Annotated in this window: 14 protein-coding genes and 3 rRNA genes; 7 read left to right on the forward strand and 10 right to left on the reverse strand. The window is 66.0% G+C overall.

Annotation, left to right across the window (positions count from 1 at the left end):
• Positions 1-37 precede the first annotated feature (37 nt).
• From G6N07_RS13390 to G6N07_RS13400, 3 genes are read left to right on the forward strand one after another with little or no spacing between them, the layout of a single operon-like run.
• Complete coding sequence (locus G6N07_RS13390; RefSeq protein ID WP_099050106.1) at positions 38-1,351, forward strand: nicotinate phosphoribosyltransferase; 1,314 nt, start codon at positions 38-40, stop codon at positions 1,349-1,351.
• Between the two features lie 8 nt (positions 1,352-1,359).
• Complete coding sequence (locus G6N07_RS13395; RefSeq protein WP_085187490.1) at positions 1,360-3,363, forward strand: ATP-dependent DNA helicase; 2,004 nt, start codon at positions 1,360-1,362, stop codon at positions 3,361-3,363.
• A gap of 43 nt (positions 3,364-3,406) precedes the next feature.
• Complete coding sequence (locus G6N07_RS13400) at positions 3,407-4,852, forward strand: neutral zinc metallopeptidase (protein ID WP_085187357.1); 1,446 nt, start codon at positions 3,407-3,409, stop codon at positions 4,850-4,852.
• An 86-nt stretch (positions 4,853-4,938) separates the two neighbouring features.
• On the opposite strand, the gene glgP is transcribed toward G6N07_RS13400, so the two are convergent.
• Positions 4,939-7,521: an alpha-glucan family phosphorylase gene (glgP, locus tag G6N07_RS13405; RefSeq protein WP_085187354.1), complete on the reverse strand. Its 2,583-nt coding sequence runs from the start codon at positions 7,519-7,521 to the stop codon at positions 4,939-4,941.
• Positions 7,522-7,712: 191 nt separating this feature from the next.
• Between glgP and G6N07_RS13410 the strand changes: the two genes are divergently transcribed.
• Together G6N07_RS13410 and glgB are read left to right on the forward strand one after the other, a co-directional pair.
• Positions 7,713-9,800 (forward strand): alpha-1,4-glucan--maltose-1-phosphate maltosyltransferase, encoded by a 2,088-nt coding sequence (locus G6N07_RS13410; protein WP_085187487.1) that lies wholly within the window; start codon positions 7,713-7,715, stop codon positions 9,798-9,800.
• An 8-nt stretch (positions 9,801-9,808) separates the two neighbouring features.
• Positions 9,809-12,085 carry a 1,4-alpha-glucan branching protein GlgB gene (gene glgB, locus G6N07_RS13415; protein ID WP_085187485.1) on the forward strand — a complete coding sequence of 759 codons (2,277 nt, stop codon included), beginning with the start codon at positions 9,809-9,811 and terminating at the stop codon, positions 12,083-12,085.
• 86 nt (positions 12,086-12,171) lie between these two features.
• On the opposite strand, the gene G6N07_RS13420 is transcribed toward glgB, so the two are convergent.
• Genes G6N07_RS13420 through G6N07_RS13430 form a run of 3 tightly spaced genes read right to left on the reverse strand, consistent with a single transcriptional unit; the run spans position 12,172 to position 14,702 of the window.
• The gene (locus tag G6N07_RS13420) at positions 12,172-13,068 is read right to left on the reverse strand and encodes a tetratricopeptide repeat protein (RefSeq protein WP_085187351.1); all 897 of its coding nucleotides are present in this window, start codon (positions 13,066-13,068) and stop codon (positions 12,172-12,174) included.
• Positions 13,069-13,081: 13 nt separating this feature from the next.
• Entirely contained in the window at positions 13,082-13,462 is a 381-nt protein-coding gene (locus tag G6N07_RS13425) for a DUF3817 domain-containing protein (RefSeq protein ID WP_085187348.1), read from the reverse strand.
• A gap of 58 nt (positions 13,463-13,520) precedes the next feature.
• Positions 13,521-14,702, reverse strand: a complete 1,182-nt coding sequence (locus G6N07_RS13430; RefSeq protein WP_085187345.1) for an acetyl-CoA C-acetyltransferase — start codon at positions 14,700-14,702, stop codon at positions 13,521-13,523.
• 93 nt (positions 14,703-14,795) lie between these two features.
• On the opposite strand from G6N07_RS13430, the gene mce reads away from it, so the two are divergent.
• Complete coding sequence (mce, locus tag G6N07_RS13435; RefSeq protein ID WP_085187342.1) at positions 14,796-15,266, forward strand: methylmalonyl-CoA epimerase; 471 nt, start codon at positions 14,796-14,798, stop codon at positions 15,264-15,266.
• A 4-nt stretch (positions 15,267-15,270) separates the two neighbouring features.
• Here mce and G6N07_RS13440 read toward each other — a convergent pair whose 3' ends face one another.
• A complete protein-coding gene (locus G6N07_RS13440; protein WP_085187339.1) occupies positions 15,271-15,567 on the reverse strand; it encodes an Rv1322 family protein in 297 nt (98 codons plus the stop codon).
• Between the two features lie 17 nt (positions 15,568-15,584).
• Positions 15,585-16,256 carry an endonuclease NucS gene (nucS, locus tag G6N07_RS13445; RefSeq protein WP_085187482.1) on the reverse strand — a complete coding sequence of 224 codons (672 nt, stop codon included), beginning with the start codon at positions 16,254-16,256 and terminating at the stop codon, positions 15,585-15,587.
• Positions 16,257-16,306: 50 nt separating this feature from the next.
• Between nucS and G6N07_RS13450 the strand changes: the two genes are divergently transcribed.
• Positions 16,307-17,923, forward strand: coding sequence for an adenylate/guanylate cyclase domain-containing protein (locus tag G6N07_RS13450; protein ID WP_085187336.1), 1,617 nt, complete (start codon positions 16,307-16,309; stop codon positions 17,921-17,923).
• A 3-nt stretch (positions 17,924-17,926) separates the two neighbouring features.
• On the opposite strand, the gene G6N07_RS13455 is transcribed toward G6N07_RS13450, so the two are convergent.
• The 4 genes from G6N07_RS13455 to G6N07_RS13470 all read right to left on the reverse strand — a co-directional run bounded on the left by G6N07_RS13455 (position 17,927) and on the right by G6N07_RS13470 (position 25,257).
• Complete coding sequence (locus G6N07_RS13455) at positions 17,927-19,759, reverse strand: fatty acyl-AMP ligase (RefSeq protein WP_085187333.1); 1,833 nt, start codon at positions 19,757-19,759, stop codon at positions 17,927-17,929.
• 214 nt (positions 19,760-19,973) lie between these two features.
• Positions 19,974-20,087: ribosomal RNA gene (gene rrf / locus G6N07_RS13460) — 5S ribosomal RNA — on the reverse strand.
• Between the two features lie 130 nt (positions 20,088-20,217).
• Positions 20,218-23,343 (reverse strand): 23S ribosomal RNA (locus tag G6N07_RS13465).
• Positions 23,344-23,800: 457 nt separating this feature from the next.
• Positions 23,801-25,257, reverse strand: a 16S ribosomal RNA gene (locus tag G6N07_RS13470).
• Together the 16S, 23S and 5S rRNA genes form the textbook arrangement of a ribosomal RNA operon.
• Positions 25,258-25,361: the final 104 nt, after the last annotated feature.

Below are 25,361 nucleotides of genomic sequence, written 5' to 3' on the forward strand. Positions count from 1 at the left end.
GGATACCGGGGCCGCCATAGGCGTTACGGTGGCAGCTGTGACAGCCGCGCTGCTGACCGACAAATACGAGCTCACGATGCTGGCAGCCGCGCTGCGGGACGGAACCGCGCACCGGCGCGCGACGTTCGAGATCTTCGCGCGCCGGCTGCCCGACGGCCGGCGATACGGCGTGGTGGCGGGGACCTCCCGGTTCGTCGAGTCGTTGCGTCAGTTCTCCTTCGACGACACGGCGCTGGCCGTCGTCGCGGACTTCCTCGACGACGAGACGCTGCGTTACCTCGCCGGGTACCGCTTCGGAGGCGACATCGACGGTTACCCCGAGGGCGAGCTGTACTTCCCGGGCTCGCCGGTGCTGTCGGTGCACGGCACGTTCGCCGAATGTGTGGTCCTCGAGACGCTGGCGTTGTCGATCTTCAACCACGACAGCGCGATCGCCGCGGCCGCCGCCCGGATGGCCGGTGCGGCACAGGGCCGGCCGCTCATCGAGATGGGGTCCCGGCGCACCCATGAGCAGGCGGCCGTGGCCGCCGCCCGGGCTGCCTTTCTGGCCGGATTCGCCGGCAGTTCGAACCTCGAGGCGCAACGCCGCTATGGGGTGCCCGCCATGGGGACCAGTGCCCATGCCTTCACGCTGCTGCACACCACCCCCGACGGCCCCGACGAGGTGGCCGCATTCCGGTCCCAGGTCGACGCGCTCGGTGCGGACACCACGCTGTTGGTGGACACCTACGACATCACCGCCGGCGTCGCCAACGCCGTCGAGGTGGCCGGTCCGCGGCTGGGTGCGGTGCGGATCGACTCGGGCGACCTCGGCGTGCTGGCCCGCCAGGTGCGTGCCCAGCTCGACGGCTTGGGCGCGACCCGAACCCGCATCGTGGTGTCCGGGGATCTCGACGAGTTCGCGATCGCCGCCCTGCGGGCCGAACCGGTCGACATCTACGGCGTCGGCACGTCGCTGGTCACCGGTTCCGGCGCGCCGACCGCGGGGATGGTCTTCAAGCTCGTCGAGGTCGACGGCCTGCCCGTGGAGAAGCGCAGCAGCCGCAAGGAATCCCATGGGGGACGTAAACAGGCGGCTCGCCTGGTGAAACCGTCCGGCACCATCGTCGAGGAGGTCGTGCACCCGTACGGCGCACCGCCGACCGACACCGCCGGCTACGACCTGCGCCGGTTGACGGTGCCCCTGGTGCGCGCCGGCGAACCCGTCGACGAATTGGGCCTCGCTGCGGGCCGCGAGCGGGTCGCCGCCGGGCTGCTGAGCCTGCCATGGGACGGGCTCAAGCTCTCCCGTGGCGAGCCCGCCATCCCCACCCGCATGGTCGCCCCGGCCCGCGGCGGCGAACGGCTCTAGGAGTGGCCGTGGTCACTCCTAGGGCCGACCAGGATCCCGGCGAGCACGTCACCGACCTGCTGGCCGCGGCGGTAGCGGCGGTCGGTGGCGCCGAGCGGTCCGGTCAAGTGGAGATGGCCAGGGCGGTGGCGCAGGCGTTCCACACCGGTCGGCATCTCGCCGTGCAGGCCGGGACCGGCACCGGCAAGTCGCTGGCCTACCTGGTGCCCGCCATCGCCCACGCCATCGCCGCCGACGAACCGGTCGTGGTGTCGACCGCCACGATTGCCCTTCAGCGTCAGCTCGTCGACCGCGACCTCCCCCGCCTGGCCGACGCCCTGACCGGGAAGCTGCCGCGGCGCCCGCAATTCGCGCTGCTGAAGGGGCGCCGAAACTACCTGTGCCTGAATAAAATCCACAACGGCACGGCTGGCACGGCGGACACCCCGGATGACCGCCCCCAGGAAGAGCTGTTCGACGCGGTCGAGGCCACCGCGCTCGGCCGCGACGTGCAGCGGCTGACCAGATGGTCGTCGGATACCGAGACCGGCGACCGCGACGAACTGCGACCCGGCGTCCCCGACCGGTCATGGCGTCAGGTCAGCGTGTCCGCTCGGGAGTGCATCGGCGTCACCCGGTGCCCGTACGGCACCGAATGTTTCGCCGAGAAGGCCCGTGGGAAAGCCGCCGACGTCGATGTAGTGGTGACCAACCACGCGCTGCTGGCGATCGACGCGATGTCCGACGCCGCGGTGCTGCCCGAACACAACGCGGTGGTGATCGACGAGGCGCACGAACTGGCCGACCGGGTGACGTCGGTGGCGACCGGTGAACTGTCGGCCACGTCGTTGGGTATCGCCCACCGCCGGGTGGCGCGCCTGGTCGAAGGTGAGCTCGCGGATCGGCTGGGGACGGCCGTTGCCACCGTGTCGTCGGCCATTCACGACGGCACGCCAGGGCGCATCGATCGACTCGACGACGAGCTGGCGACCTATCTGACAGCCCTGCGCGACGCCGCCGACCGCGCGCGTTCGGCGATCGACACCGCACCGGCCGATCCCAAGGCCGCCGCCGCGCGCACCGAGGCGGTGACCGCGCTGTCCGACGTCAGCGACACCGTGAATCGCATCCTGGGCTCCTTCGTTGCGGCCATCCCCGACCGCATCGACGTGGTGTGGCTGGACCACGAAGGCGGCAACTCCGGATCGGCCAGCGCGATCCTGCGGGTGGCGCCGCTGTCGGTGGCCGCCCTGCTGCGGACCAGGCTCTTCCAGCATGCGACTACGGTGTTGACGTCGGCGACGTTGACCGTGGGCGGCAACTTCGACGCCATGGCGCAGGCGTGGGGGCTGGCCGATACGTCGTGGCAGGGTCTCGACGTCGGCTCACCATTCGAACATGCCAAGGCCGCGATCCTCTACGTCGCCGCCCATCTTCGGCCTCCCGGCCGCGACGGGACAGGCTCTGCCGAACAGCTCGAGGAGATCCAGGGGCTCATCACCGCGGCGGGCGGACGCACGTTGGGGTTGTTCTCCTCCATGCGCGCGGCGAAGGCCGCCGCCGAGGCGATGCGCGAAGGGCTCGACACCCCGGTGCTCTGTCAGGGCGAGGACACCACCTCCGCGCTGGTCGAACGGTTCGCCGACGATCCGCAGACCTCACTGTTCGGCACGCTGTCGCTGTGGCAGGGCGTCGACGTCCCCGGACCGTCGCTGTCTCTGGTGCTGATCGACCGGATCCCGTTTCCGCGGCCTGACGATCCGCTGTTGACGGCCAGGCAGCGGGCGGTGACCGCACACGGCGGCAACGGCTTCATGGCCGTCGCCGCCTCGCACGCCGCGCTGCTGCTGGCACAGGGTGCGGGCCGGTTGTTGCGCCGCACCGACGACCGGGGCGTGGTGGCCGTCCTGGACTCGCGGATGGCCACCGCCCGCTACAGCGGTTACTTGCGCGCATCGCTGCCCCCGTTCTGGGCCACCACCGACCCGGCCCGGGTCCGGGGCGCCCTCGAACGCCTCCGCGCCGGGACCTGACGTCGCTATCCTTCGAACGACGTGACACGGGGAGGCGCCAACAATGAGCCGACGGCGGGTGCTCGGTGTCGGGGTGGCCGCTACGGCCGTGCTGGTGGTCGCCGGCTGCTCGACCACCTTGGCCGGCCGTCCGGTATCGGTGTTCGACGACCCGTTCCGTGTGGCGGGCATGGTGGCCACCGACGGGCCGACGGGTCTACGCTCCGACGCCGAGGCCCCCACCCGCGACGTCGACGGCTCCGACGGCGGTGACATCGACGCGCTGGCCGCTGCGGCGGTCAGCGACGTCGAGCAGTTCTGGGGGCAGTCCTATTCCGAGAGCTTCGACGGGGAGCCGTTCACCCCGGTCCAGAGGTTGGTGTCGTGGGACTCGGAAGAGTTCGACGGGATGTTCTGCGGCATGGACACCATCGGGTTGGTCAACGCCGGGTTCTGCCTCGAGGACAACACGATCGGGTGGGACCGTGGTGAACTCCTGCCGTCCTTGCGCGCCGCGAACGGGGACATGGGCGTGGCGATGGTACTGGCGCACGAATACGGGCACACCATCGTGCATCAGGCGGAGCTCAACGGGCCCGACACCCCGGTGCTGGTCTCCGAACAACAGGCGGACTGTTTCGCCGGGGCTTACATGCGCTGGGTCGCCGAGGGCTCGTCGCCGCGCTTCGTCTTGAGCACCGGAGACGGCCTCAACGGTGTGTTGTCGGCCGTCATCGCGTTCCGCGACCCGTTGTTCCGCGAGGACGATTTCTTCGCCGCGCTCGACGAACACGGTTCGGCGTTCGAACGGGTATCGGCATTCCAGTCCGGCTTCACCGACGGGCCGACGTCGTGCGCGGCGATCGACCTGCGGGAGATCGGCCAGCGTCGAGGGGATCTGCCGGTGCTGCTGCCCGAAGACCAGACCGGCGAACTGCCCGTCACCGCCGGTTCGGTGCGCTCGATCGTCGATGCGCTGACCATCACCTTGGAACCCGCACGCCCGCCGGATCTCGACTTCACCGCCGAGACGGCGCAGACCTGCCCGGACGCGCGCCCGAGCCCGCCGGTGTCCTACTGTCCGGCCACCAATGCGCTCGTCGTCGACCTACCAGAGCTGCAGACGATGGGCGCCGCCCAGCATGACGTCGACGCCCACGGGTTGGCCAACGGCGACAACACCGCCTACTCGGTGCTGATGTCGCGCTATCTGCAGGCCGTGCAGAACGAGCGCGGGTTGGTGCTCGACACCGCCGAAGCGGCGCTGCGCACCGCGTGCCTGACGGGGGTCGCGACCACCAAGCTGTCGCGCGACGTCACCACGCCGGACGGCAGCACCATCGCGTTGACGGCGGGCGACCTCGACGAGGCGGTGTCGGGAATCCTGTCCAACGGGCTGGCGGCCAGTGATGTCAACGGCGATTCGGTGCCGTCCGGTTTCTCCCGGATCGACGCGTTCCGGGTCGGGGTCCTCGGCGACGAACAGCGGTGTCTGATCCGCTTCCCGTGAGCGTCAGATCACCATCAGACGACCTTGGTGGTGCCGGATCACGCCGACACCGCTTCGGACATCTCGCCTCTCGTGGGTCAGGATGCTCACGCCAGCGCGACGAGGCCGAGTTCGTTGTCGCCGGCCAGTAGCCGATGGTGTGGCAGCACCCGCACGGTGTAGCCGACGGGCCCGGCGACCGGCAGCGGTGTCGTCGTCGAGTAAATTTCCCGGCCGTCGTCGGCGGTGCCGGCGTACTCCATCGGCACCGTCACCGGATCGAGCAACGTGTCGCTCGCATCGACGCGGCCCAGGACCGCCTGCACCGACACCTCGTCGGGTCGCAGACCGGCCAGCGACACCGTCGCGGTCAGCGTCAACTCGGAGTTGATCAGCGGAGTGTCGGGAAGCCCGGAGCTGTCCACGTCGGTGACCTCGACCTTCGGCCACGCCTGCTGCACCCGACGCCGGTAGTCGGCCAGCGCGCTCGCCGCACCGAACGTCACCCCGTCGGCGTCCTCGACGGTGCGCCGCAGCGACTGTGCGGCCGGCGCGTAGTACTTCTCGGTGTAGTCGCGGACCATCCGGGACGCCAGCACCTTCGGGCCGAGGACCTTGAGTGTGTGGCGGACCATCTCCACCCAGCGGAGCGGGACGCCGTGTTCGTCGCGCTCGTAGAACTTCGGGGCGACCGACTGTTCGACGAGGTCGTAGAGCGCGGCGGCCTCCAGGTCGTCGCGCCGGGTCTCGTCGGCCAGACCGTCGGCGGTCGGGATCTCCCACCCGTTCTCGCCGTCGAACCACTCGTCCCACCAACCGTCGCGGATCGACAGGTTCAGCCCGCCGTTGAGCGCGCTCTTCATGCCGGAGGTGCCGCACGCCTCCAGCGGCCGCAGCGGATTGTTGAGCCAGACGTCACAGCCGTAGTACAGCTGCCGCGCCATCGACATGTCGTAGTCCGGCAGGAACGCGATGCGGTGGCGCACCTCATGGCGGTCCGCGAACCGCACGACCTGCTGGATGAGCGCCTTGCCGCCGTCGTCGGCAGGGTGCGACTTACCCGCCACGATCAGCTGCACCGGCCGCTCCTTGTCGAGCAGCAGCCTCTCCAGCCGGGCCGGATCACGCAGCATCAGCGTCAGCCGTTTGTAGGTGGGCACCCGGCGCGCGAACCCGATCGTCAGCACGTCCGGGTCGAATGCCGTTGGCACCCAACCCAATTCCGCCTCTGCAGCGCCGCGCTCAAGCCATGACCGGCGCAGCCGTGCGCGGACGTCCTCGACCAGCGCCCGACGCAGTTGCGAGCGGATCCACCACAGGTGGCCCGGGTCCACCTCTCGGAAAAGCTCCCAGGTGTCGGTCTCGCGCAACATCCCGAGATCCTGACTGCCGAGCAGTTCGCGACTCAGCTCCAGCCACTGCGGTGCCGCCCAGGTGGGCGCGTGCACACCATTGGTGATCGAGCCGATCGGCACCTCGTTCGCGTCGAACCCCGGCCACAGCTCGTTGAACATCTCACGGCTGACCCGGCCATGCAGCAGTGAGACGCCGTTGGCGCGCTGGGCCAACCGCAGACCCATGTGGGCCATGTTGAACTTCGAGGGATCGTCCTCGGCGCCGAGCCCCACGATCCGATCCAGCGGCACGCCCGGCAGGAGGCGGGAGCCGCCGAGGTACCGCTTGATCATCTCCACCGGGAACCGGTCGATACCCGCGGGCACCGGGGTGTGCGTGGTGAACACCGTCGAGGACCGCACGACGGCCAGCGCGGTGTCGAAATCCAGTCCGGCGTCGATCAATTCGCCGATGCGCTCCACGCCGAGGAAGCCGGCGTGGCCCTCGTTCATGTGGAACACCTCAGGGGAGGGCAGCCCCTCAACCTCGGTGAACGCACGAATCGCCCGGACACCGCCGATACCGGCGAGGAGTTCCTGTTTGATCCGGTGCTCCTGGTCACCGCCGTAGAGGCGGTCGGTCACGCCGCGCAGTTCGTGGTCGTTCTCGGGGATGTCGGAGTCGAGCAGCAGCAACGGGATCCGACCGACCTGCGCCACCCACACCCGCGCACGCAGCATCGCGTCGTCGGGCAAGGCGAGTTCGATGAGGACCTGGTTGTCGTCGGCGTCGGCCAGCAGCCGCAGCGGGAGCCCCTGCGGATCCAGCGAAGGGTAGTTCTCGTGCTGCCAGCCGTCGGCGGTCAACGACTGCCGGAAGTAGCCCGACCGGTAGTACAACCCGACAGCGATCAGCGGCAGGCCGAGGTCGGATGCCGACTTGAGGTGGTCGCCGGCGAGGATGCCGAGGCCGCCGGAGTAGTTCGGCAGCACCTCCGCGACGCCGAACTCCATCGAAAAGTACGCGATGCCGTTGGGCAGCACCTCACCCTGTTGGAGCTGCTGCTGGTACCACAGCGGCCGGCTCAGGTAGTCGTCGAGATCGGCGGCCAGCCCGTCGAGGCGGCGGACGAAGGATTCGTCGCCGGCCAGTTCGTCGAGCCGGCCCGGCCTCACGCCGCCGAGCAGCGCGACCGGGTCGCGGCCGATCTGCTGCCACAGTCTCGGGTCGATGTCGGCGAACAGATCCTGGGTCGGTTTGTCCCATGACCAGCGGAGGTTGACCGAGAGCCGCTCGAGCGCGGCAAGCCGGTCGGGAAGGTGGGCTTGGACAGTGAACCTGCGCAGGGCTTTCACGTGGCTTTACCTTACTGACTTCTCCGAAGCGCGCAGCGTCTCGCCGATTGCTCGGCCTGCTTCGGGTTGGGCCGCGCACTACGGTGGGTATAGGGCGCCCAGAAGGTGCATCGAGAACCGACCGAGGCATAACCGACTAAAGCGGCCACCCCGACGACGCGGGTGGTCGCGCCGATTCAAGAGGAGTTGTGGTGGCCGGCCGTATCGGAATCGACGACGTCGCGCCCGTGGTATCCGGCGGCAGGTACCCGGCCAAAGCGGTGGTGGGCGAGGTGGTGCCGGTGAGCGCCACCGTGTGGCGCGAGGGCCACGACGCGGTCTCCGCGACGCTGGTGGTGCGCTATCACGGCACGTCGTATCCCGAACTCGCCGACGCTCCGGTGGGCCGGGTGAGCGCTACCGAAGCGGTCCAGATCCAAGAAGTCGTCAACCCCTCGCCGCGGATCAAACCGCAGGCGTTGCCGATGAGCCAGGGCCGTACACCCGACGTCTTCCACGGCCAATTCGTGCCCGAGACCGTCGGGTTGTGGACCTACCGGGTCGACGGCTGGGGCGACCCGATCGCCACGTGGCGCCACAACGTCACGGTGAAACTCGACGCCGGCCAAAGCGAGTCGGAACTGAACAACGATCTGCTCGTGGGGGCACGCCTCTTGGAGCGTGCCGCCACCGGCGTCCCCCGGCAGGACCGCTACCCCCTGGTGCAGGCCGCCGAACGACTGCGCGAACCCGGTGATCCGTTCTACCGCGCGGGTGCCGCGCTGGCGACTGACGTGACGGGACTGCTCGATCAGTATCCGCTGCGCGAATTCGTCACGCGCGGTGACCAATACGGCGTCTGGGTGGACCGGCCACTGGCCCGCTTCGGGTCCTGGTACGAGTTCTTCCCCCGCTCCACCGGCGGGTGGGACAGCCAGGGCCATCCCGTGCACGGCACGTTCGCCACCGCCACCAAGGCGCTCCCCCGGGTCGCCAGGATGGGCTTCGACGTGGTGTACCTCCCGCCGATCCACCCGATCGGCAAGGTACACCGCAAGGGCCCCAACAACAGCGTGACCGCCGGACCCAACGACGTGGGATCCCCGTGGGCGATCGGCAGCGACGAGGGCGGCCATGACGCGGTGCATCCCGAGCTCGGCACCATAGAGGACTTCGACGAGTTCGTCGCGGCCGCCCGCGACCAGGGACTCGAGGTGGCACTCGATCTGGCGCTGCAGTGCGCGCCGGACCATCCGTGGGCACGTGAGCATCCGGAGTGGTTCACCGTGCTGCCCGACGGCACCATCGCCTACGCGGAGAACCCGCCGAAGAAGTACCAGGACATCTACCCGCTGAACTTCGACAACGACCCGGTCGGGTTGTACCTGGAGGTGCTGCGGGTGGTCCGTTTCTGGATATCCCACGGCGTCAAGGTGTTTCGCGTCGACAACCCGCACACCAAGCCCCCCAACTTCTGGGCCTGGCTGATCGGGGAGATCAAGAACGAGGACCCGGACGTGCTTTTCCTGGCCGAGGCGTTCACCCGGCCGGCCCGCTTGTACGGTCTGGCGAAGCTGGGTTACACGCAGTCCTATACGTACTTCACGTGGCGCACATCGAAGAGCGAGTTGACCGAGTTCGGCGAACAGATCGCCGAGCACGCCGATTACGCGCGGCCCAACCTTTTCGTCAACACCCCGGACATCCTGCACGAGAGCCTGCAGCACGGCGGCCCCGGCATGTTCGCGATCCGCGCCGTGTTGGCGTCGACGATGAGTTCGGTGTGGGGTGTGTACTCCGGTTACGAGCTGTTCGAACACCTCCCGGTGCGGGAAGGCAGCGAGGAGTACCTCAACTCGGAGAAGTACGAGCTGCGTCCTCGCGACTTCGACGCCGCCCTGGCCGACGGCGAGTCGCTCGAACCGTTCATCACCCGCCTCAACGAGATCCGGCGGGTGCACCCGGCGTTGCACCAACTGCGGACCATCACATTCCACTACCCCGACAACGACGCCATCCTGGCTTACAGCAAGTTCGACCCGGTCACCGGTGACCAGCTCCTCGTCGTGGTGACGCTCAACCCGTTCGGGCCCGAGGAGGCCACACTGTGGTTGGACATGGCCGCATTGGGAATGGAGCCTTACGACAGGTTCTGGGTGCGCGACGAGATCACCGGAGAGGAATACCAGTGGGGCGAGTCGAACTACGTGCGAATCGAGCCCGCCAGGGCGGTGGCGCACGTGCTCAACATGCCGCAGGTGCCCGCCGACCAACGCCTCAACCTACTGCGTAGGGAGTGAACACACGCATGGCCAAGACAAAGCGACTGACCGACGAGACCACCATCACGAGCCCGCACCTGCGGCCGCACACCGCCGACCTCAATCGGCTGCTCGCCGGCGAGCACCACGACCCACACTCGATTCTCGGGGCGCACGAGTACGACGACCACACCGTGATCCGGGCGTACCGCCCGCACGCGACCGAGGTCGCGGCCGTCGTCGGCGGTGAACGACATGTGTTCACCCACCTCGAGGCGGGCGTGTTCGCCGTCACCCTGCCGTTCACCGGCCTGATCGACTACCGCCTCGAGGTCAGCTACGACCACGGCGGCGACCAGCCGCACATCCACCACACCGCCGACGCCTATCGGTTCCTGCCCACGCTGGGCGAGATGGACCTGCACCTGTTCTCCGAGGGTCGCCACGAACGGTTGTGGGAGGCGCTGGGCGCCCACCCGCGCAGCTTCACCACCCCCGACGGGGTCGTCGAAGGTGTGTCCTTCGCGGTGTGGGCACCCAACGCCAAGGGAGTTCAGCTGATCGGCGACTTCAACCACTGGGAGGGCAACGAGGCGCAACTGCGCGTGCTCGGCTCGACGGGTGTGTGGGAGCTGTTCTGGCCCGACTTCCCGGTCGACGGGCTCTACAAGTTCCGCATCCACGGCGCCGACGGCGTGGTGAGCGAGCGTGCCGATCCCATGGCCTTCGCGACCGAGGTGCCGCCGCAGACCGCGTCCCGGGTAACCACGAGCACCTATAGGTGGGGCGACGACGCGTGGATGGCCCGGCGCGCCGCCCAGAACCCCGTGTCTGAGCCGATGAGCACCCTCGAGGTGCACCTGATGTCGTGGCGGCCGGGTCTGTCCTACGTGGAGCTGGCCGACCAGCTGACCGCGTACGTCGTCGAGCACGGGTTCACCCACGTCGAGTTGCTGCCCGTGGCTGAGCACCCGTTCGGCGGTTCGTGGGGCTACCAGGTCACGTCGTATTACGCACCGACGTCACGCCTGGGCACGCCCGACGATTTGCGCTATCTCGTCGACCGACTGCACCAGGCCGGGATCGGAGTGATCGTCGACTGGGTGCCCGCGCACTTCCCTAAGGACGCATGGGCGCTGGGCCGGTTCGACGGCACCGCGCTCTACGAACACGCCGACCCCCGCCGCGGCGAGCAGCTGGACTGGGGCACATATGTCTTCGACTTCGGCCGGGCCGAGGTGCGCAACTTCCTCGTCGCCAACGCGCTGTACTGGCTGCAGGAGTTCCACGTCGACGGGCTGCGCGTGGACGCCGTCGCCTCGATGCTCTACCTGGACTACTCGCGGCCGGAGGGCGGCTGGACGCCGAACATCTACGGCGGCCGCGAGAACCTCGAGGCGGTGCAGTTCCTGCAGGAGATGAACGCCACCGTGCACAAGGCCAGCCCGGGCATCGTCACGGTCGCCGAGGAGTCGACGTCGTGGCCCGGCGTGACCCGTCCGACCAATCTGGGCGGGCTCGGCTTCTCGATGAAGTGGAACATGGGCTGGATGAACGACACCTTGGCGTTCATCGGCCGCGACCCCATCCACCGCAGCTACCACCACCACGAGATGACGTTCTCGATGCTGTACGCGTTCAGCGAGAACTACGTGCTGCCGATCAGTCACGACGAGGTCGTCCACGGCAAGGGCACGCTGTGGGGACGGATGCCCGGCGACGACCACCGCAAGGCTGCAGGCGTACGGCAGCTGCTCGCCTACCAGTGGGCCCACCCCGGTAAGCAGCTGCTGTTCCAGGGCCAGGAGTTCGGCCAGCGCGCCGAATGGTCGGAAGAACGCGGCGTCGACTGGTACCAGCTCGACGAGAACAGCTACTCGGGCGGCATCCTGCGGATGGTCTCCGACATGAACCGCATCTACACGAGCCGTCGTGCGTTGTGGTCACACGACACCAGCCCCGAGGGCTACTCGTGGATCGACGCCAACGACTCGGCCAACAACGTGCTGAGCTTCTTGCGCTACGGCGACGACGGTTCGGTGCTGGCATGCGTGTTCAACTTCTCCGGTGCCGAGCACAGCCAGTACCGGTTGGGTCTGCCGCACGCGGGCACGTGGCGTGAGGTGCTCAACACCGACGCATCCGACTACGACGGTGCCGGAATCGGCAACTACGGGGCCGTGGAGGCCACCGACGAGCCCTGGCACGGCCGGCCGGCCTCCGCGGTGATGGTGCTCCCGCCGCTGTCCGCGTTGTGGTTCGAACCGGTCTCCGCAGAGGCGCCCGTCGTCCAAGGCCCGGCGACCGCGCCGCCGCTGTCCTGACGGGCACCGACACCATCTCGTTGGCACGAAGTCATTGACAGGGCGACGGCCGCGCCCCTTTCCGAGACGGGCCGAGTCGGCCGAGCTCAGTACAGGGCGTTGGCGAGCTTGCGGCGGCCCGCGATCACCTCGGGGTCGGCAGGGTCGAAGAGCTCGAACAGCTCGATGAGCCGAGTCCGCACCCTCGTGCGGTCGTCGCCGGCGGTGCGTTTGACCAGAGCGATCAACCGGTCGAAGGCCGCCTCGACCTGCTGCTGCAGGATCTCGACGTCCGCGGCGGCGAAGGCGGCGTCGATGTCGGCCGGCGCGGCGTCGGCGATGGTCACCGCGTCGGGACGCTGCGCCGTCGCGCGCTGCAGGAACGCGATCTGCCGGACCGCTCCCTTGGCCTCGGCGTGATTCGGCTGCGCATCGAGAATCGCCTGGTAGGCGTTCAGCGCGGCGCCGAAGTCACCGTTGTCGAGGAGCGCGCGCGCCTGCGCGACCTCGGGGTCGACCTGCTCGGGCTGGCCGGGGTCTCCCGATCCGGAGAGTTTTCCGGCAGTGGCCGCCAGGAGCGAGTCGATCCAGCGCCGCAGTTGATCGGGCGGCTGCGAGCCCTCGAAACTCGAGATGGGTTGGCCTCCGGCGAGCGCGACCACCGTGGGCACCGCCTGCACTCCGAACATCTGCGCCACCCGCGGGGTGGTGTCGACGTTGACCGTCGCCAGCGACCACTTCCCCGCGTCGGCGTTGGCCAGTCCGGCGAGCGTCTGCCCCAGTGCCACGCTGGAGTCGCTGCGCGGAGACCACAGCAGCACCACCACGGGAACCTGACCGGAATGGGTCAGTACCTCGGCTTCGAGGTTCGCCTCGGTGATCTCGACACCGGGGCCGCCTGCTGAGGCAGGCCCGCCCGCTTCGGCGGCGGGACGTTGCTTGAGCGCGGACAGATCAACCGCACCGGCCAGTGCCGGCCCGATGGAAGGTCGTGGACGTGTCACGCCTGCAAGTCTGTCACGTCGTTTCAGGTGCCGGGCGGCCTGGCCGACCCAGCGCGGAGACGGCGTCGCCTCCCATCCGGCCCGTGCGATCAGCCCATATGAGGAAGATCACAGTGCCCAGCGGGACGATGCTCGCCACACCAGCCGGCAACCATGTCCCCGCCCGCCACTTGAGCGTGAAGCCGGCGACGACAGCGGCCACGAGGAAGGCGACGAACACGCCGCCGTGGACGGGTCCGAAAATCTTGACCCCGATCTCGGTGCTAGGGCTGCCGAGGTACTTGAAGTACATCCCCACCAGCAGTCCCACCCAGCTCACCGCTTCAAGCAGCCCGACGAGCCGGAGCCAGCCGGCAGCATTGCGCAGATCGAAAGCACCAGACATGACCGCCATTGTGCCCTACGCCGGCGGCGATTACTACAAGCCGTCGTAGACGTCGGCCGCCGACGCCTCAGGGCCGCCGCAGGATCAGCGCGTCGCCTTGGCCCCCCGCACCGCACAGCGCGGCAACCGCGTAGCCGGAGCCCTTGCGGGCCAGTTCGAGCGCCGCGTGCAGCGTGATGCGGGCACCCGACATGCCGATCGGATGGCCGATCGCGATCGCGCCGCCGTTCGTGTTGACCTTGTCGGGATCGACGCCGAGCTCCCGGGTGGAGGCGAGAGCCACCGCAGCGAAGGCCTCGTTGAGTTCGATCACGTCGAGCTGGTCGGCGGTGATGCCTTCCTTGGCGATCGCCTTTTTCACCGCGTTGGCCGGCTGGGACTGCAGGGTGGAGTCCGGCCCGGCGACCACACCGTGCGCGCCAATCTCCGCCAGCCAGGTCAGGCCCAGCTCCTCGGCCTTGGCCTTGTTCATCACCACCACTGCGCAGGCGCCGTCGGAGATCTGGGATGCCGAACCCGCGGTGATCGTGCCGTCCTTGCGGAACGCCGGCTTCAACCCGGCCAGCGATTCGGCCGTGGTGTTGGCGCGGATGCCCTCGTCCTCGTTGAACTCCAGCGGATCACCCTTGCGCTGCGGAATCGTCACCGCCACCACCTCGTCGGCGAACACCCCGTCCTTCCACGCCGCGGCGGCGCGCTGATGGGACTGGGCGGCGTACTCGTCCTGCTGGGTGCGAGTGAACTGGTCGACGTCGTTGCGTTGCTCGGTGAGCGCACCCATCGGCTGGTCGGTGAACACGTCGTGCAGGCCGTCGTAGGCCATGTGGTCGATCGCGGTCACGTCGCCGTACTTGTAGCCCGAGCGGCTGTTGGTCAGCAGGTGCGGCGCCTGGCTCATCGACTCCTGACCGCCGGCCACCACGACGTCGAATTCACCAGCGCGGATCAGCTGGTCGGCCAGCGCGATGGCGTCGACACCCGACAGGCACATCTTGTTGATGGTCAGTGCCGGGACATCCCACGGGATGCCCGCGGCCACTGCGGACTGGCGGGCCGGCATCTGCCCGGCGCCGGCGGTGAGCACCTGACCCATGATCACGTACTCCACCGCCGAGGGCGCCACCCCGGCCTTCTCCAGGGCGGCCTTGATCGCGATCGCCCCCAGCTCGCTGCCCGAGAAGTCCTTCAGCGAACCCATCAACTTGCCTACTGGCGTCCTGGCTCCAGCAACGATCACCGACGTCGTCATCACTACCTCCAAGCGGGTTTCAGGCGGTTCCGATGAGGCTATACAGCGGACTTGAGATGTTCGGAACCGATGCCGTTAGGTTACCTTTTTGATATGACTGCCGAGCAGATTGACGCCCGTCCAGTACGGGCCGCCACCCTGGTGACCGCGATCGATCACGTCGGGATCGCGGTGCCCGATCTGGACGATGCGATCAGGTGGTACCACGACCACCTCGGCATGATCGTGGTGCACGAAGAGGTCAACGAGGAGCAGGGCATCCGCGAGGCGATGCTGTCGGTGCGGGGTGCCGCGGTCGGCAGCACCCAGGTCCAGTTGATGTCGCCGATCGACGACTCCTCGACGATCGCCAAGTTCCTCGACAAGCGCGGCCCCGGCCTGCAGCAGTTCGCGTACCGCGTCAGCGACCTCGACGAACTCAGCGAGCGTCTGCGCGAGCAGGGTGTGCGGCTCGTCTACGACGAGCCCCGCCGCGGCACCGCGAACTCCCGGATCAACTTCATCCACCCCAAGGACGGCGGCGGCGTGCTCATCGAGCTCGTCGAGCCCGCGGCCGAGCACTGACGCACTAAGACCATCTGCGCGTCGGGCCTCGCGTGGCCCGGTGCGTCCAGCACGGCGTGTGCCAGTGCCGGCGGTCCTCGACCGCCGCCTCCCCCGCGTCTGCCGGCCAGACCACCAGATGTGCTGTGCCCGGCCGGACCTGGTGGTCACAGCCCGGGCACCGGTAGATCTTGGTGGCACGCGAACCGGCCACCGGACGCACCTCGTAGTCGTCACCGTCGGGACCCGCCTCGACGCGCCGCTCGGTGAACACCGGAGGCAGCGGACGCGACCGGCGCGGCGGAGGGCGACGCCTGGGCATGTGGGCAGTCTAGTGCTTCAGAACAGCCGGTAGTCGTCGCTGCCCATACCCCGCATCTGGTCGTAATCGAGTATCAGGCAACGAATCCCACGGTCGGTCGCCAGCGTGCGCGCCTGCGGCTTGATCTGTTGTGCGGCGAACACACCCGACACCGGCGCAAGCACGCTGTCCCGGTTGAGCAGTTCCAGATAACGGGTGAGCTGTTCGACCCCGTCAATGTCGCCGCGTCGCTTGATCTCCACGGCCACCGAGAGCCCGGCCCCGTCACGGCACAGCAGGTCCACCGGCCCGATCGCGGTCATGTACTCGCGGCGCACCAGCGTGTACCCGGCGCCGAGCAGTTCGACATGCTCGGCCAACAGCTTCTGCAGATGAGCCTCGACACCGTCCTTGACCAGGCCGGGGTCCACGCCGAGCTGGTGGCTGGAGTCGTGCTCGACCTGCTCGACGGTGATACGCAGCTGTTCACCGGCCTTGTTCTGGACCACCCACACCGGGTGCGCGTCGCCGGTCTCCTCCTTGAGCCAGCACGGCGGGCTCATCCAGTTCAGCGGCTTGTAGGCGCGGTCGTCGGCGTGCACGCTGACCGAGCCGTCGGCCTTGAACAGCAGCAGTCGGCGTGCAGAGGGCAGATGGGCGGTCAGCCGACCGATGTAGTCGACCGTGCACTGGGCGATGACGAGACGCACCCGCACAACATTAGGGTTCGCGGACCCGCGCAAATTAGGCTGGCGTCACAATGGACGCGACGACAACCGCCAAGAAGAGCGTTCCACAACGACTCGGCCTGCTCCTGGAGAAGGTGACCCGGCAGAGCGGGCGGCTGCCGGACACTCCTGACTACGGCTCCTGGCTGTTGGGCAAGCCCGAAGAAGATCAGCGTCGCCGACGCGTTCGGATCCAGGCGATCCTCACCTTCTTCGTCCTGCTCACCAACATCTTGGGCATCGGGGTGTCGCTGCTCCTCAACGCCGTGGCCATACCGGTGCCGAGCGTCTTCTCCGACGCGCCGGCATGGTTGACCTGGGGCGTGGTGCCCGCCTACATGGTGGTCGCGTTGCTCTTCGGCACGGCCTGGATCACCTCACATACGGTCCGCTCGTTGCGATGGGCCATCGAAGAGCGCACTCCCACCCGCACCGACCAGTACAACGTGTTCCGGGCGCCGTGGCAGGTGGCGAAGATGCTGCTTCTGTTCTGGGGCTTGGGTACCGCGCTGCTGACGTTGCTGTACGGCCTGCAGAATCCGGCCTTCGTCCCCCGGTTCTTGTTCGGGGTCGGATTCCCCGGCATCGTGGTGGCCACCGCCTGCTATCTCATCACCGAATTCTCGCTGCGGCCGATCGCCGCCCAGGCGCTCGAAGCCGGCCGCCCGCCACGCCGGTTCGCACACGGCGTCATGGGCCGCACCATGACGGTCTGGCTGCTCAGCTCCGGCGTCCCCGTGCTCGGCATCCTCCTTCTCGCGTTGTTCTCGCTCTCGATGCAGAATCTGAGCGCAACACAGTTGGGTGTCGCCGTGATGATCATCGCCATGGTGGCACTGCTCTTCGGGCTGATCCTGATGTGGCTGCTGTCCTGGCTGATCGCGACACCGGTGCGGGTGGTGCGCGCGGCACTGAAGAACGTCGAACGTGGCGACCTCGACTGTCAGTTGGTCGTTTTCGACGGCACCGAGCTCGGTGAGCTGCAGCGGGGATTCAATAAGATGGTCGAGGGATTGCGCGAACGGGAACGGGTGCGTGACCTTTTCGGCCGCCACGTCGGCCGTGAGGTCGCTCTGGCGGCCGAGAAGGAGCAGATTGAGCTCGGCGGCGAAGAGCGCCACGCCGCAGTGGTTTTCGTCGACATCATCGGCTCGACTCAGATGGTCACCAGTCGCCCCGCGACGGAGATCGTCGAACTGCTCAATCGGTTCTTCGCCGTGATCGTCGACGAGGTGGATCGCCACCACGGCCTGGTCAACAAGTTCGAAGGCGATGCGGTGCTGGCCGTGTTCGGCGCCCCGGTCGCGCTCGACAACGCCGAGGACGAGGCGTTGTCGGCGGCCCGGGCCATCGCCAGGCGCCTGGCCGACGAGGTCCCCGAATGTCAGGCAGGCATCGGTGTGGCGGCCGGCACGGTGGTCGCGGGCAACGTCGGCGCGAAAGAGCGCTTCGAGTACACCGTCATCGGGGAACCGGTCAACGAGGCGTCCCGGCTGTGCGAACTCGCGAAATCGGCGCCCAACAGACTCCTCGCCGCCTCCGACGCCGTCGAGGCCGCTACCGACTCCGAGCGCTCGCACTGGACGCTGGGCGGCACGGTGACTTTGCGCGGCCACGGCCAGCCGACCCGGCTGGCCCTGCCGGCCTGACCCTCAGGCGCCGCGCAACGTTCCGTCGAGGTATTCGGCGCGGCATGCCCGTCGGGCGAGCTTGCCGCTCGTGGTGCGCGGGATCGCGCCGGCCGGGACGAAACGCACGTCGGCGACGTCGATGCCATGGCGCTGCAGCACGGCGGCGCGGATCGCGTCCACTCCCCGCGCCGGGTCGGCGCGTCGCGTTCCGGAGGCTCGCTCGGCGATGATCACCAACTGCTCGTCGGGCACGGTGAACGCCGTGGCGTGGCCGCGGCGGACCAACGACGTGGCCTCTGCCGTGGTGGTCTCGATGTCCTGCGGGTAGTGCTGTCGCCCGTCGATCACCACCAGATCCGCGAGGCGGCCGGTGACGTAGAGCTCGCCGTCGAGATAGGTGCCGAGGTCGCCGGTGCGAAGCCAGCGACCGTTTTCCGGTACACCGTCGGCGTGACCACCGACTATGGGTATCAGTGCGGCACGGAAGGTTTCGCGTGTCTCGTCGGGGCGGCCCCAGTACCCGCGGCCGATGTTCTCGCCGTGCAGCCAGATCTCACCGATGTGCCCGTCGGGTAGCTCCTCACCCGACTCGGCGTCGACGATCACCGCCCACTGGCTGCGTGCGATCTGACCGCACGACACCTGCGCCACCGCGCTCGGCGCGTCGGCGGTGACGGGGACCGCCCGCCCGACGGCAAGCTGCCCGCGATCGAAGTACACCGCCGACGGTTCCGCGTCCGGGGCGATCGTGGCGACGAACAGCGTCGCCTCGGCGATCCCGTAGGACGGTTCGAAGGCCGTCGACGGCAGTCCGTACGGGGCGAATGCAGCGGAGAAGGCGTCGATGGCTTCCCAGCTGACCGGTTCCGAGCCGATGATCAGGACGACGTTGCCCAGATCGATGTCCTCACCGGCCTCGGGCAGCCCGCGCTGGGCGGTCCATTCGTAGGCGAAGTTGGGCGCGGCAGTGACGACGCGGCCGTGCCGGGATCCGTCGGCCAGCGCGCGGATCCATCGCTGAGGACGTCGCAGGAAGGCCGTCGGCGACATCAGCGTCGAGTGGCCGCCGTAGACGGCCGGGAACCCGATCATCGACAGTCCCATGTCGTGGAACAGCGGCAACCAGCTGACACCGTGGGTATTCCGGTCGAGTAGGTCGATCGACAGGATCATCTGGAGCAGGTTCGTGCCGACCGCCCGGTGGGTGATCTCGACGCCGACCGGGGGCCTGGTCGCACCGGAGGTGTACTGCAGGTGCGAGACGTCGTCGACGTCGATCGTGGCTTCCTCGAAGGCATCCCCGGCGGCATCGGGAATCTCGTCGATCAGCACGACGTGCGGCCGTGGGCGGTCGACCAGATCGCCGAGGAAGTCCTCGACAGCGCCGGCCGCAGCGGTAATCGTGAGCACGACGGTCGGTCGGGCGTCGTCGAGCACGGTGTACAGCCGTTCGGCGTGGCCCTGCAGTTCGGGGGCGAACAGCGGCACCGCGATGGCACCGGCTTTGATGGCGGCGAAGAAGCCGCTGATGTAGTCGAGGCCTTGCGGGGCGAGGATCGCCACCCGGTCGCCGCGGGAGGTGAGCTGCTGTAGCCGCGCACCGATCGCCCGTAACCGCACACCCAGGTCGGTCCAGGTGAGTTCGGTGACGCGCACGTCGTCGGCGCCGGTGTGGTCGACGCCGGTGTGGTCGAGGTAGCGGTACGCCACGGCGTCACCGACGGCGGCGACGTTGCGGTCGATGAGGGAGATGAGCGTGACACCGGGCGGCAGGACGATGTTGCCCTCGTCGTCCAGGCAGTCCTCGATCTTCAGGAGACCCTCCGAAACCGCCTGCCCCGTGCCGCCGCTCATGCCGACGAGTCTAGGGAAAGGCACGGTCAGGCGAGCAGATCGATGCAACCTGGCGCATTCCGCGCCGCCGGGTACGCCAACAGCCATAACCCGGTCGGCACCATGCCGCGTCCCCATTCGGCCATTCCTGCGCTATTCGATTGATCGCTGAAAGTCCACAGACGAAAAAACCTCGGCCCTCCGTTTGTGGTTGGAGGGCCGAGGTGTGAAGGGTGTTCGGCGGTGTCCTACTTTTCCGCCCGGGTGGGCAGTATCATCGGCGCTGGCAGGCTTAGCTTCCGGGTTCGGGATGGGACCGGGCGTTTCCCTGCCGCTATGGACCGCCGTAACTCTATTTTCACTTGTTTTCAAGTGCCCCCACGGTGTGGTGGGGGAAGTGTTTTTTGGTGGTGGGGTGTGCAGTTGTGGTTGATTTTGGTGTGGTGTGGTTGCGAGGCGTGAAATACCAACACATTTTTGTGTGTAAGTTTTCGGCCGGTTAGTGCCAGTTCCCTGCACACATTGCTGTGCTTGTAGGTCTGGTCTATCGATCCCGTGGTCTGCGGGGGGCCTTATCCCACTTGATGGGTGAGAAGCCTGGTCTTGGAGGGGGTTTCCCGCTTAGATGCTTTCAGCGGTTATCCTGTCCGAACGTGGCTATCCAGCGGTGCCCCTGGTGGGACAACTGGTGTACCAGAGGTTCGTCCGTCCCGGTCCTCTCGTACTAGGGACAGATTTCCTCAAGCTTCTGACGCGCGCGGCGGATAGAGACCGAACTGTCTCACGACGTTCTAAACCCAGCTCGCGTGCCGCTTTAATGGGCGAACAGCCCAACCCTTGGGACCTGCTCCAGCCCCAGGATGCGACGAGCCGACATCGAGGTGCCAAACCATCCCGTCGATATGGACTCTTGGGGAAGATCAGCCTGTTATCCCCGGGGTACCTTTTATCCGTTGAGCGACACCCCTTCCACTCAGAGGTGCCGGATCACTAGTCCCGACTTTCGTCCCTGCTCGACATGTACGTCTCGCAGTCAAGCTCCCTTGTGCACTTACACTCAACACCTGATTGCCGTCCAGGTTGAGGGAACCTTTGGGCGCCTCCGTTACATTTTAGGAGGCAACCGCCCCAGTTAAACTACCCACCAGGCACTGTCCCTGAACCGGATATACGGTTCGAAGTTAGAAGCCCAATACGATCAGAGTGGTATTTCAACAACGACTCCACAACCACTGGCGTGGCTGCTTCACAGTCTCCCACCTATCCTACACAAACCGAACCGAACTCCAATACCAAGTTGTAGTGAAGGTCCCGGGGTCTTTTCGTCCTGCCGCGCGTAACGAGCATCTTTACTCGTAATGCAATTTCGCCGAGTCTATGGTTGAGACAGTTGAGAAGTCGTTACGCCATTCGTGCAGGTCGGAACTTACCCGACAAGGAATTTCGCTACCTTAGGATGGTTATAGTTACCACCGCCGTTTACTGGGGCTTAAATTCTCAGCTTCACCCCGAAGGGTTAACCGGTCCTCTTAACCTTCCAGCACCGGCAGGCGTCAGTCCGTATACATCGTCTTGCGACTTCGCACGGACCTGTGTTTTAGTAAACAGTCGCTTCTCACTGGTTTGTGCCACCCACTCACGCTCCAGACCGCGAAGGCCTGTCACGCCATGTGGGTCCCCCTTCTCCCGAAGTTACGGGGGCATTTTGCCGAGTTCCTTAACCATAGTTCACTCGTACGCCTTGGTATTCTCTACCTGACCACCTGTGTCGGTTTGGGGTACGGGCCGTGTGCGCACTCGCTAGAGGCTTTTCTTGGCAGCATAGGATCACCGAATTCGCCTCAATCGGCTATGCATCACCTCTCAGGACATGTGAAACCCGGATTTACCTGGGCCTCTCCCTACAGGCTTACCCCAGTACAACCACTGACTGGTACGGCTACCTTCCTGCGTCACCCCATCGCTTGACTACTACCAACGAAGGTCCCGCGCAGCCCCGCAGACCCGCGCACCCGAAGGTGCCGGTGACAGCGGTTTTGGGCGGTGAGTACCGCTGATTCATCAGGGACGCTCACACACGGGTACGGGAATATCAACCCGTTGTCCATCGACTACGCCTGTCGGCCTCGCCTTAGGTCCCGACTCACCCTGGGCGGACTGGCCTGGCCCAGGAACCCTTGGTCTTTCGGCGGGCAAGGTTCTCACTTGCCTTATCGCTACTCATGCCTGCATTCTCACTCCCACACCCTCCACAGCTCCATCACTAGGCTGCTTCACCGGATGCAGGACGCTCCCCTACCCAACCAGACAACTATCTGATTGCCGCGGCTTCGGCGGTGTGCTTGAGCCCCGCTACATTATCGGCGCACAATCACTTGACCAGTGAGCTATTACGCACTCTTTCAAGGGTGGCTGCTTCTAAGCCAACCTCCTGGTTGTCTTCGCGACTGCACATCCTTTTCCACTTAGCACACGCTTAGGGGCCTTAGCCGGCGATCTGGGCTGTTTCCCTCTCGACGCACGGAGCTTATCCCCCGCCGTCTCACTGCCACACTCTCACTTGTCGGCATTCGGAGTTTGGCTGACGTCAGTAACCTTGTGAGGCCCATCGGCCATCCAGTAGCTCTACCTCCAACAAGAAGCATGCAACGCTGCACCTAAATGCATTTCGGGGAGAACCAGCTATCACGGAGTTTGATTGGCCTTTCACCCCTACCCACAGCTCATCCCCTCAGTCTTCAACCTAAGTGGGTTCGGGCCTCCACGACGTCTTACCGTCGCTTCACCCTGGCCATGGGTAGATCACTCCGCTTCGGGTCCAGAACACACCACTACACACGCCACTACTGACGTGATACGCCCTATTCAGACTCGCTTTCGCTACGGCTACCCCACCCGGGTTAACCTCGCGACATGTCCCTGACTCGCAGGCTCATTCTTCAAAAGGCACGCCATCACCCCACGCTTTAACACGAAGGCTCTGACGGATTGTAGGCACACGGTTTCAGGTACTCTTTCACTCCCCTCCCGGGGTACTTTTCACCATTCCCTCACGGTACTCATCCGCTATCGGTCACTGGGAAGTATTCAGGCTTACCGGGTGGTCCCGGCAGATTCACAGCAGATTCCACGGGCCCGCTGCTACTCGGGGACACATCACTGCAGAGCACATGTTTTCACCTACGGGACTCTCACCCTCTACGGTCGGCCATCCCAAACCAGTTCGACTAACACGAGCTTTTCTCACTGCAGCCCAGACCGGCAGATCTGAGATCGACGCACCCCACAACACCACACACACAACCCCTGCCGGGTATCACATGTGCACGGTTTAGCCATCCTCCGCTTTCGCTCGCCACTACTCACGGAATCACTGTTGTTTTCTCTTCCTACGGGTACTGAGATGTTTCACTTCCCCGCGTTCCCCCCCGACACCTATGTATTCAGTGCCGGGTGACACGACATCACTCGTGCCGGGTTTCCCCATTCGGACATCCTCGGATCCACGCTCGGTTGGCAGCTCCCCGAGGCATATCGCAGCCTCCCACGTCCTTCATCGGCTCCCAATGCCAAGGCATCCACCATGCGCCCTTAAACACTTACAACACAAAACCAAAAAATGAGTCACCCACACACCCATAACAGGGAATGCGGGTATCAGAAAAATTTGCATTACACCGAACAACAACCCACACCAACACACCCACCCCACAATCGAGGAGCGAACCCATCCGCGCAAGCCGTCATCCAGATGCTCGCAACCACTATCCACAAATCAAACACCACACCCCACCACCAAAGCAGGGCAGCAACCAGAACCCCCGAACAACTCCGAGAGCCGGCACCCACCCCATAATCGGAGTGAGCCCGCAGGCCTGTTGCCTCAGGACCCAACAGTGTGTCTGGCAATCTCCTCGCCGACCCGATTCCCGCCGGACCGAACACGTTTGTTGCGCACCCGAACTCCACCCACTACAGGCAAAGCCCATCATCACGAACCGCTCGAAACCACCGAACCCCCACACGATGTGGGCGGCGTCCAAGTCTCGTGGTGCTCCTTAGAAAGGAGGTGATCCAGCCGCACCTTCCGGTACGGCTACCTTGTTACGACTTCGTCCCAATCGCCGATCCCACCTTCGACGGCTCCCTCCCACACAGGGTTAGGCCACCGGCTTCGGGTGTTACCGACTTTCATGACGTGACGGGCGGTGTGTACAAGGCCCGGGAACGTATTCACCGCAGCGTTGCTGATCTGCGATTACTAGCGACTCCGACTTCACGGGGTCGAGTTGCAGACCCCGATCCGAACTGAGACCGGCTTTGAAAGGATTCGCTCCACCTCACGGCATCGCAGCCCTTTGTACCGGCCATTGTAGCATGTGTGAAGCCCTGGACATAAGGGGCATGATGACTTGACGTCATCCCCACCTTCCTCCGAGTTGACCCCGGCAGTCTCTCACGAGTCCCCACCATCACGTGCTGGCAACATGAGACAAGGGTTGCGCTCGTTGCGGGACTTAACCCAACATCTCACGACACGAGCTGACGACAGCCATGCACCACCTGCACACAGGCCACAAGGGAACCGATATCTCTACCGGCGTCCTGCGCATGTCAAACCCAGGTTTCTTCGCGTTGCATCGAATTAATCCACATGCTCCGCCGCTTGTGCGGGCCCCGTCAATTTCTTTGAGTTTTAGCCTTGCGGCCGTACTCCCAGGCGGGGTTAATGCGTTAGCTACGGCACGGATCCCAAGGAAGGAAACCCACACCTAGTACCCACCGTTTACGGCGTGGACTACCAGGGTATCTAATCCTGTTCGCTCCCCACGCAGTCCCAGCGTCACCCCAGAGACATTCCACCGGGAATTCCAGTCTCCCCTGCAGTACTCAAGTCTGCCCGTATCGCCCGCACGCCGAGGGTTAAGCCCCCGGTTTTCACGAACAACGCGACAAACCACCTACGAGCTCTTTACGCCCAGTAATTCCGGACAACGCTCGGACCCTACGTATTACCGCGGCTGCTGGCACGTAGTTGGCCGGTCCTTCTTCTGTAGGTACCGTCACTCACGCTTCGTCCCTACTGAAAGAGGTTTACAACCCGAAGGCCGTCATCCCCCACGCGGCGTCGCTGCATCAGGCTTGCGCCCATTGTGCAATATTCCCCACTGCTGCCTCCCGTAGGAGTCTGGGCCGTATCTCAGTCCCAGTGTGGCCGATCACCCTCTCAGGCCGGCTACCCGTCGTCGCCTTGGTGAGCCGTAACCTCACCAACAAGCTGATAGGCCGCGGGCCCATCCCACACCGCAAAAGCTTTCCCCCACCAGGTCATGCAACCAGCAGGGTGTATTCGGTATTAGACCCAGTTTCCCAGGCTTATCCCAAAGTGCAGGGCAGATCACCCACGTGTTACTCACCCGTTCGCCACTCGAGCACCCCGAAGGGCCTTTCCGTTCGACTTGCATGTGTTAAGCACGCCGCCAGCGTTCGTCCTGAGCCAGAATCAAACTCTCCAAACAAAACCTCAAAAAGGCAATCAGGAAAATCCGATCACAACCAGACAAAAATCTGGCAAAAACAACCACACCCCTAAACGGGAAAAAGAAGCATGGCCAAAAACAAA

The sequence above is a fragment of the Mycolicibacterium doricum genome (assembly GCF_010728155.1).
Lineage (GTDB): Bacteria > Actinomycetota > Actinomycetes > Mycobacteriales > Mycobacteriaceae > Mycobacterium > Mycobacterium doricum.

Coding starts and splice junctions, on each gene's coding strand:
- G6N07_RS13440 (WP_085187339.1), bottom strand. CDS start 15,567: ATGCCCAGGCGTCGCCCTCCGCCGCGCCGGTCGCGTCCGCTGCCTCCG.
- glgB (WP_085187485.1), top strand. CDS start 9,809: ATGGCCAAGACAAAGCGACTGACCGACGAGACCACCATCACGAGCCCG.
- G6N07_RS13455 (WP_085187333.1), bottom strand. CDS start 19,759: ATGAGCGGCGGCACGGGGCAGGCGGTTTCGGAGGGTCTCCTGAAGATC.
- G6N07_RS13400 (WP_085187357.1), top strand. CDS start 3,407: ATGAGCCGACGGCGGGTGCTCGGTGTCGGGGTGGCCGCTACGGCCGTG.
- G6N07_RS13450 (WP_085187336.1), top strand. CDS start 16,307: ATGGACGCGACGACAACCGCCAAGAAGAGCGTTCCACAACGACTCGGC.
- mce (WP_085187342.1), top strand. CDS start 14,796: ATGACTGCCGAGCAGATTGACGCCCGTCCAGTACGGGCCGCCACCCTG.
- G6N07_RS13430 (WP_085187345.1), bottom strand. CDS start 14,702: ATGACGACGTCGGTGATCGTTGCTGGAGCCAGGACGCCAGTAGGCAAG.
- G6N07_RS13425 (WP_085187348.1), bottom strand. CDS start 13,462: ATGGCGGTCATGTCTGGTGCTTTCGATCTGCGCAATGCTGCCGGCTGG.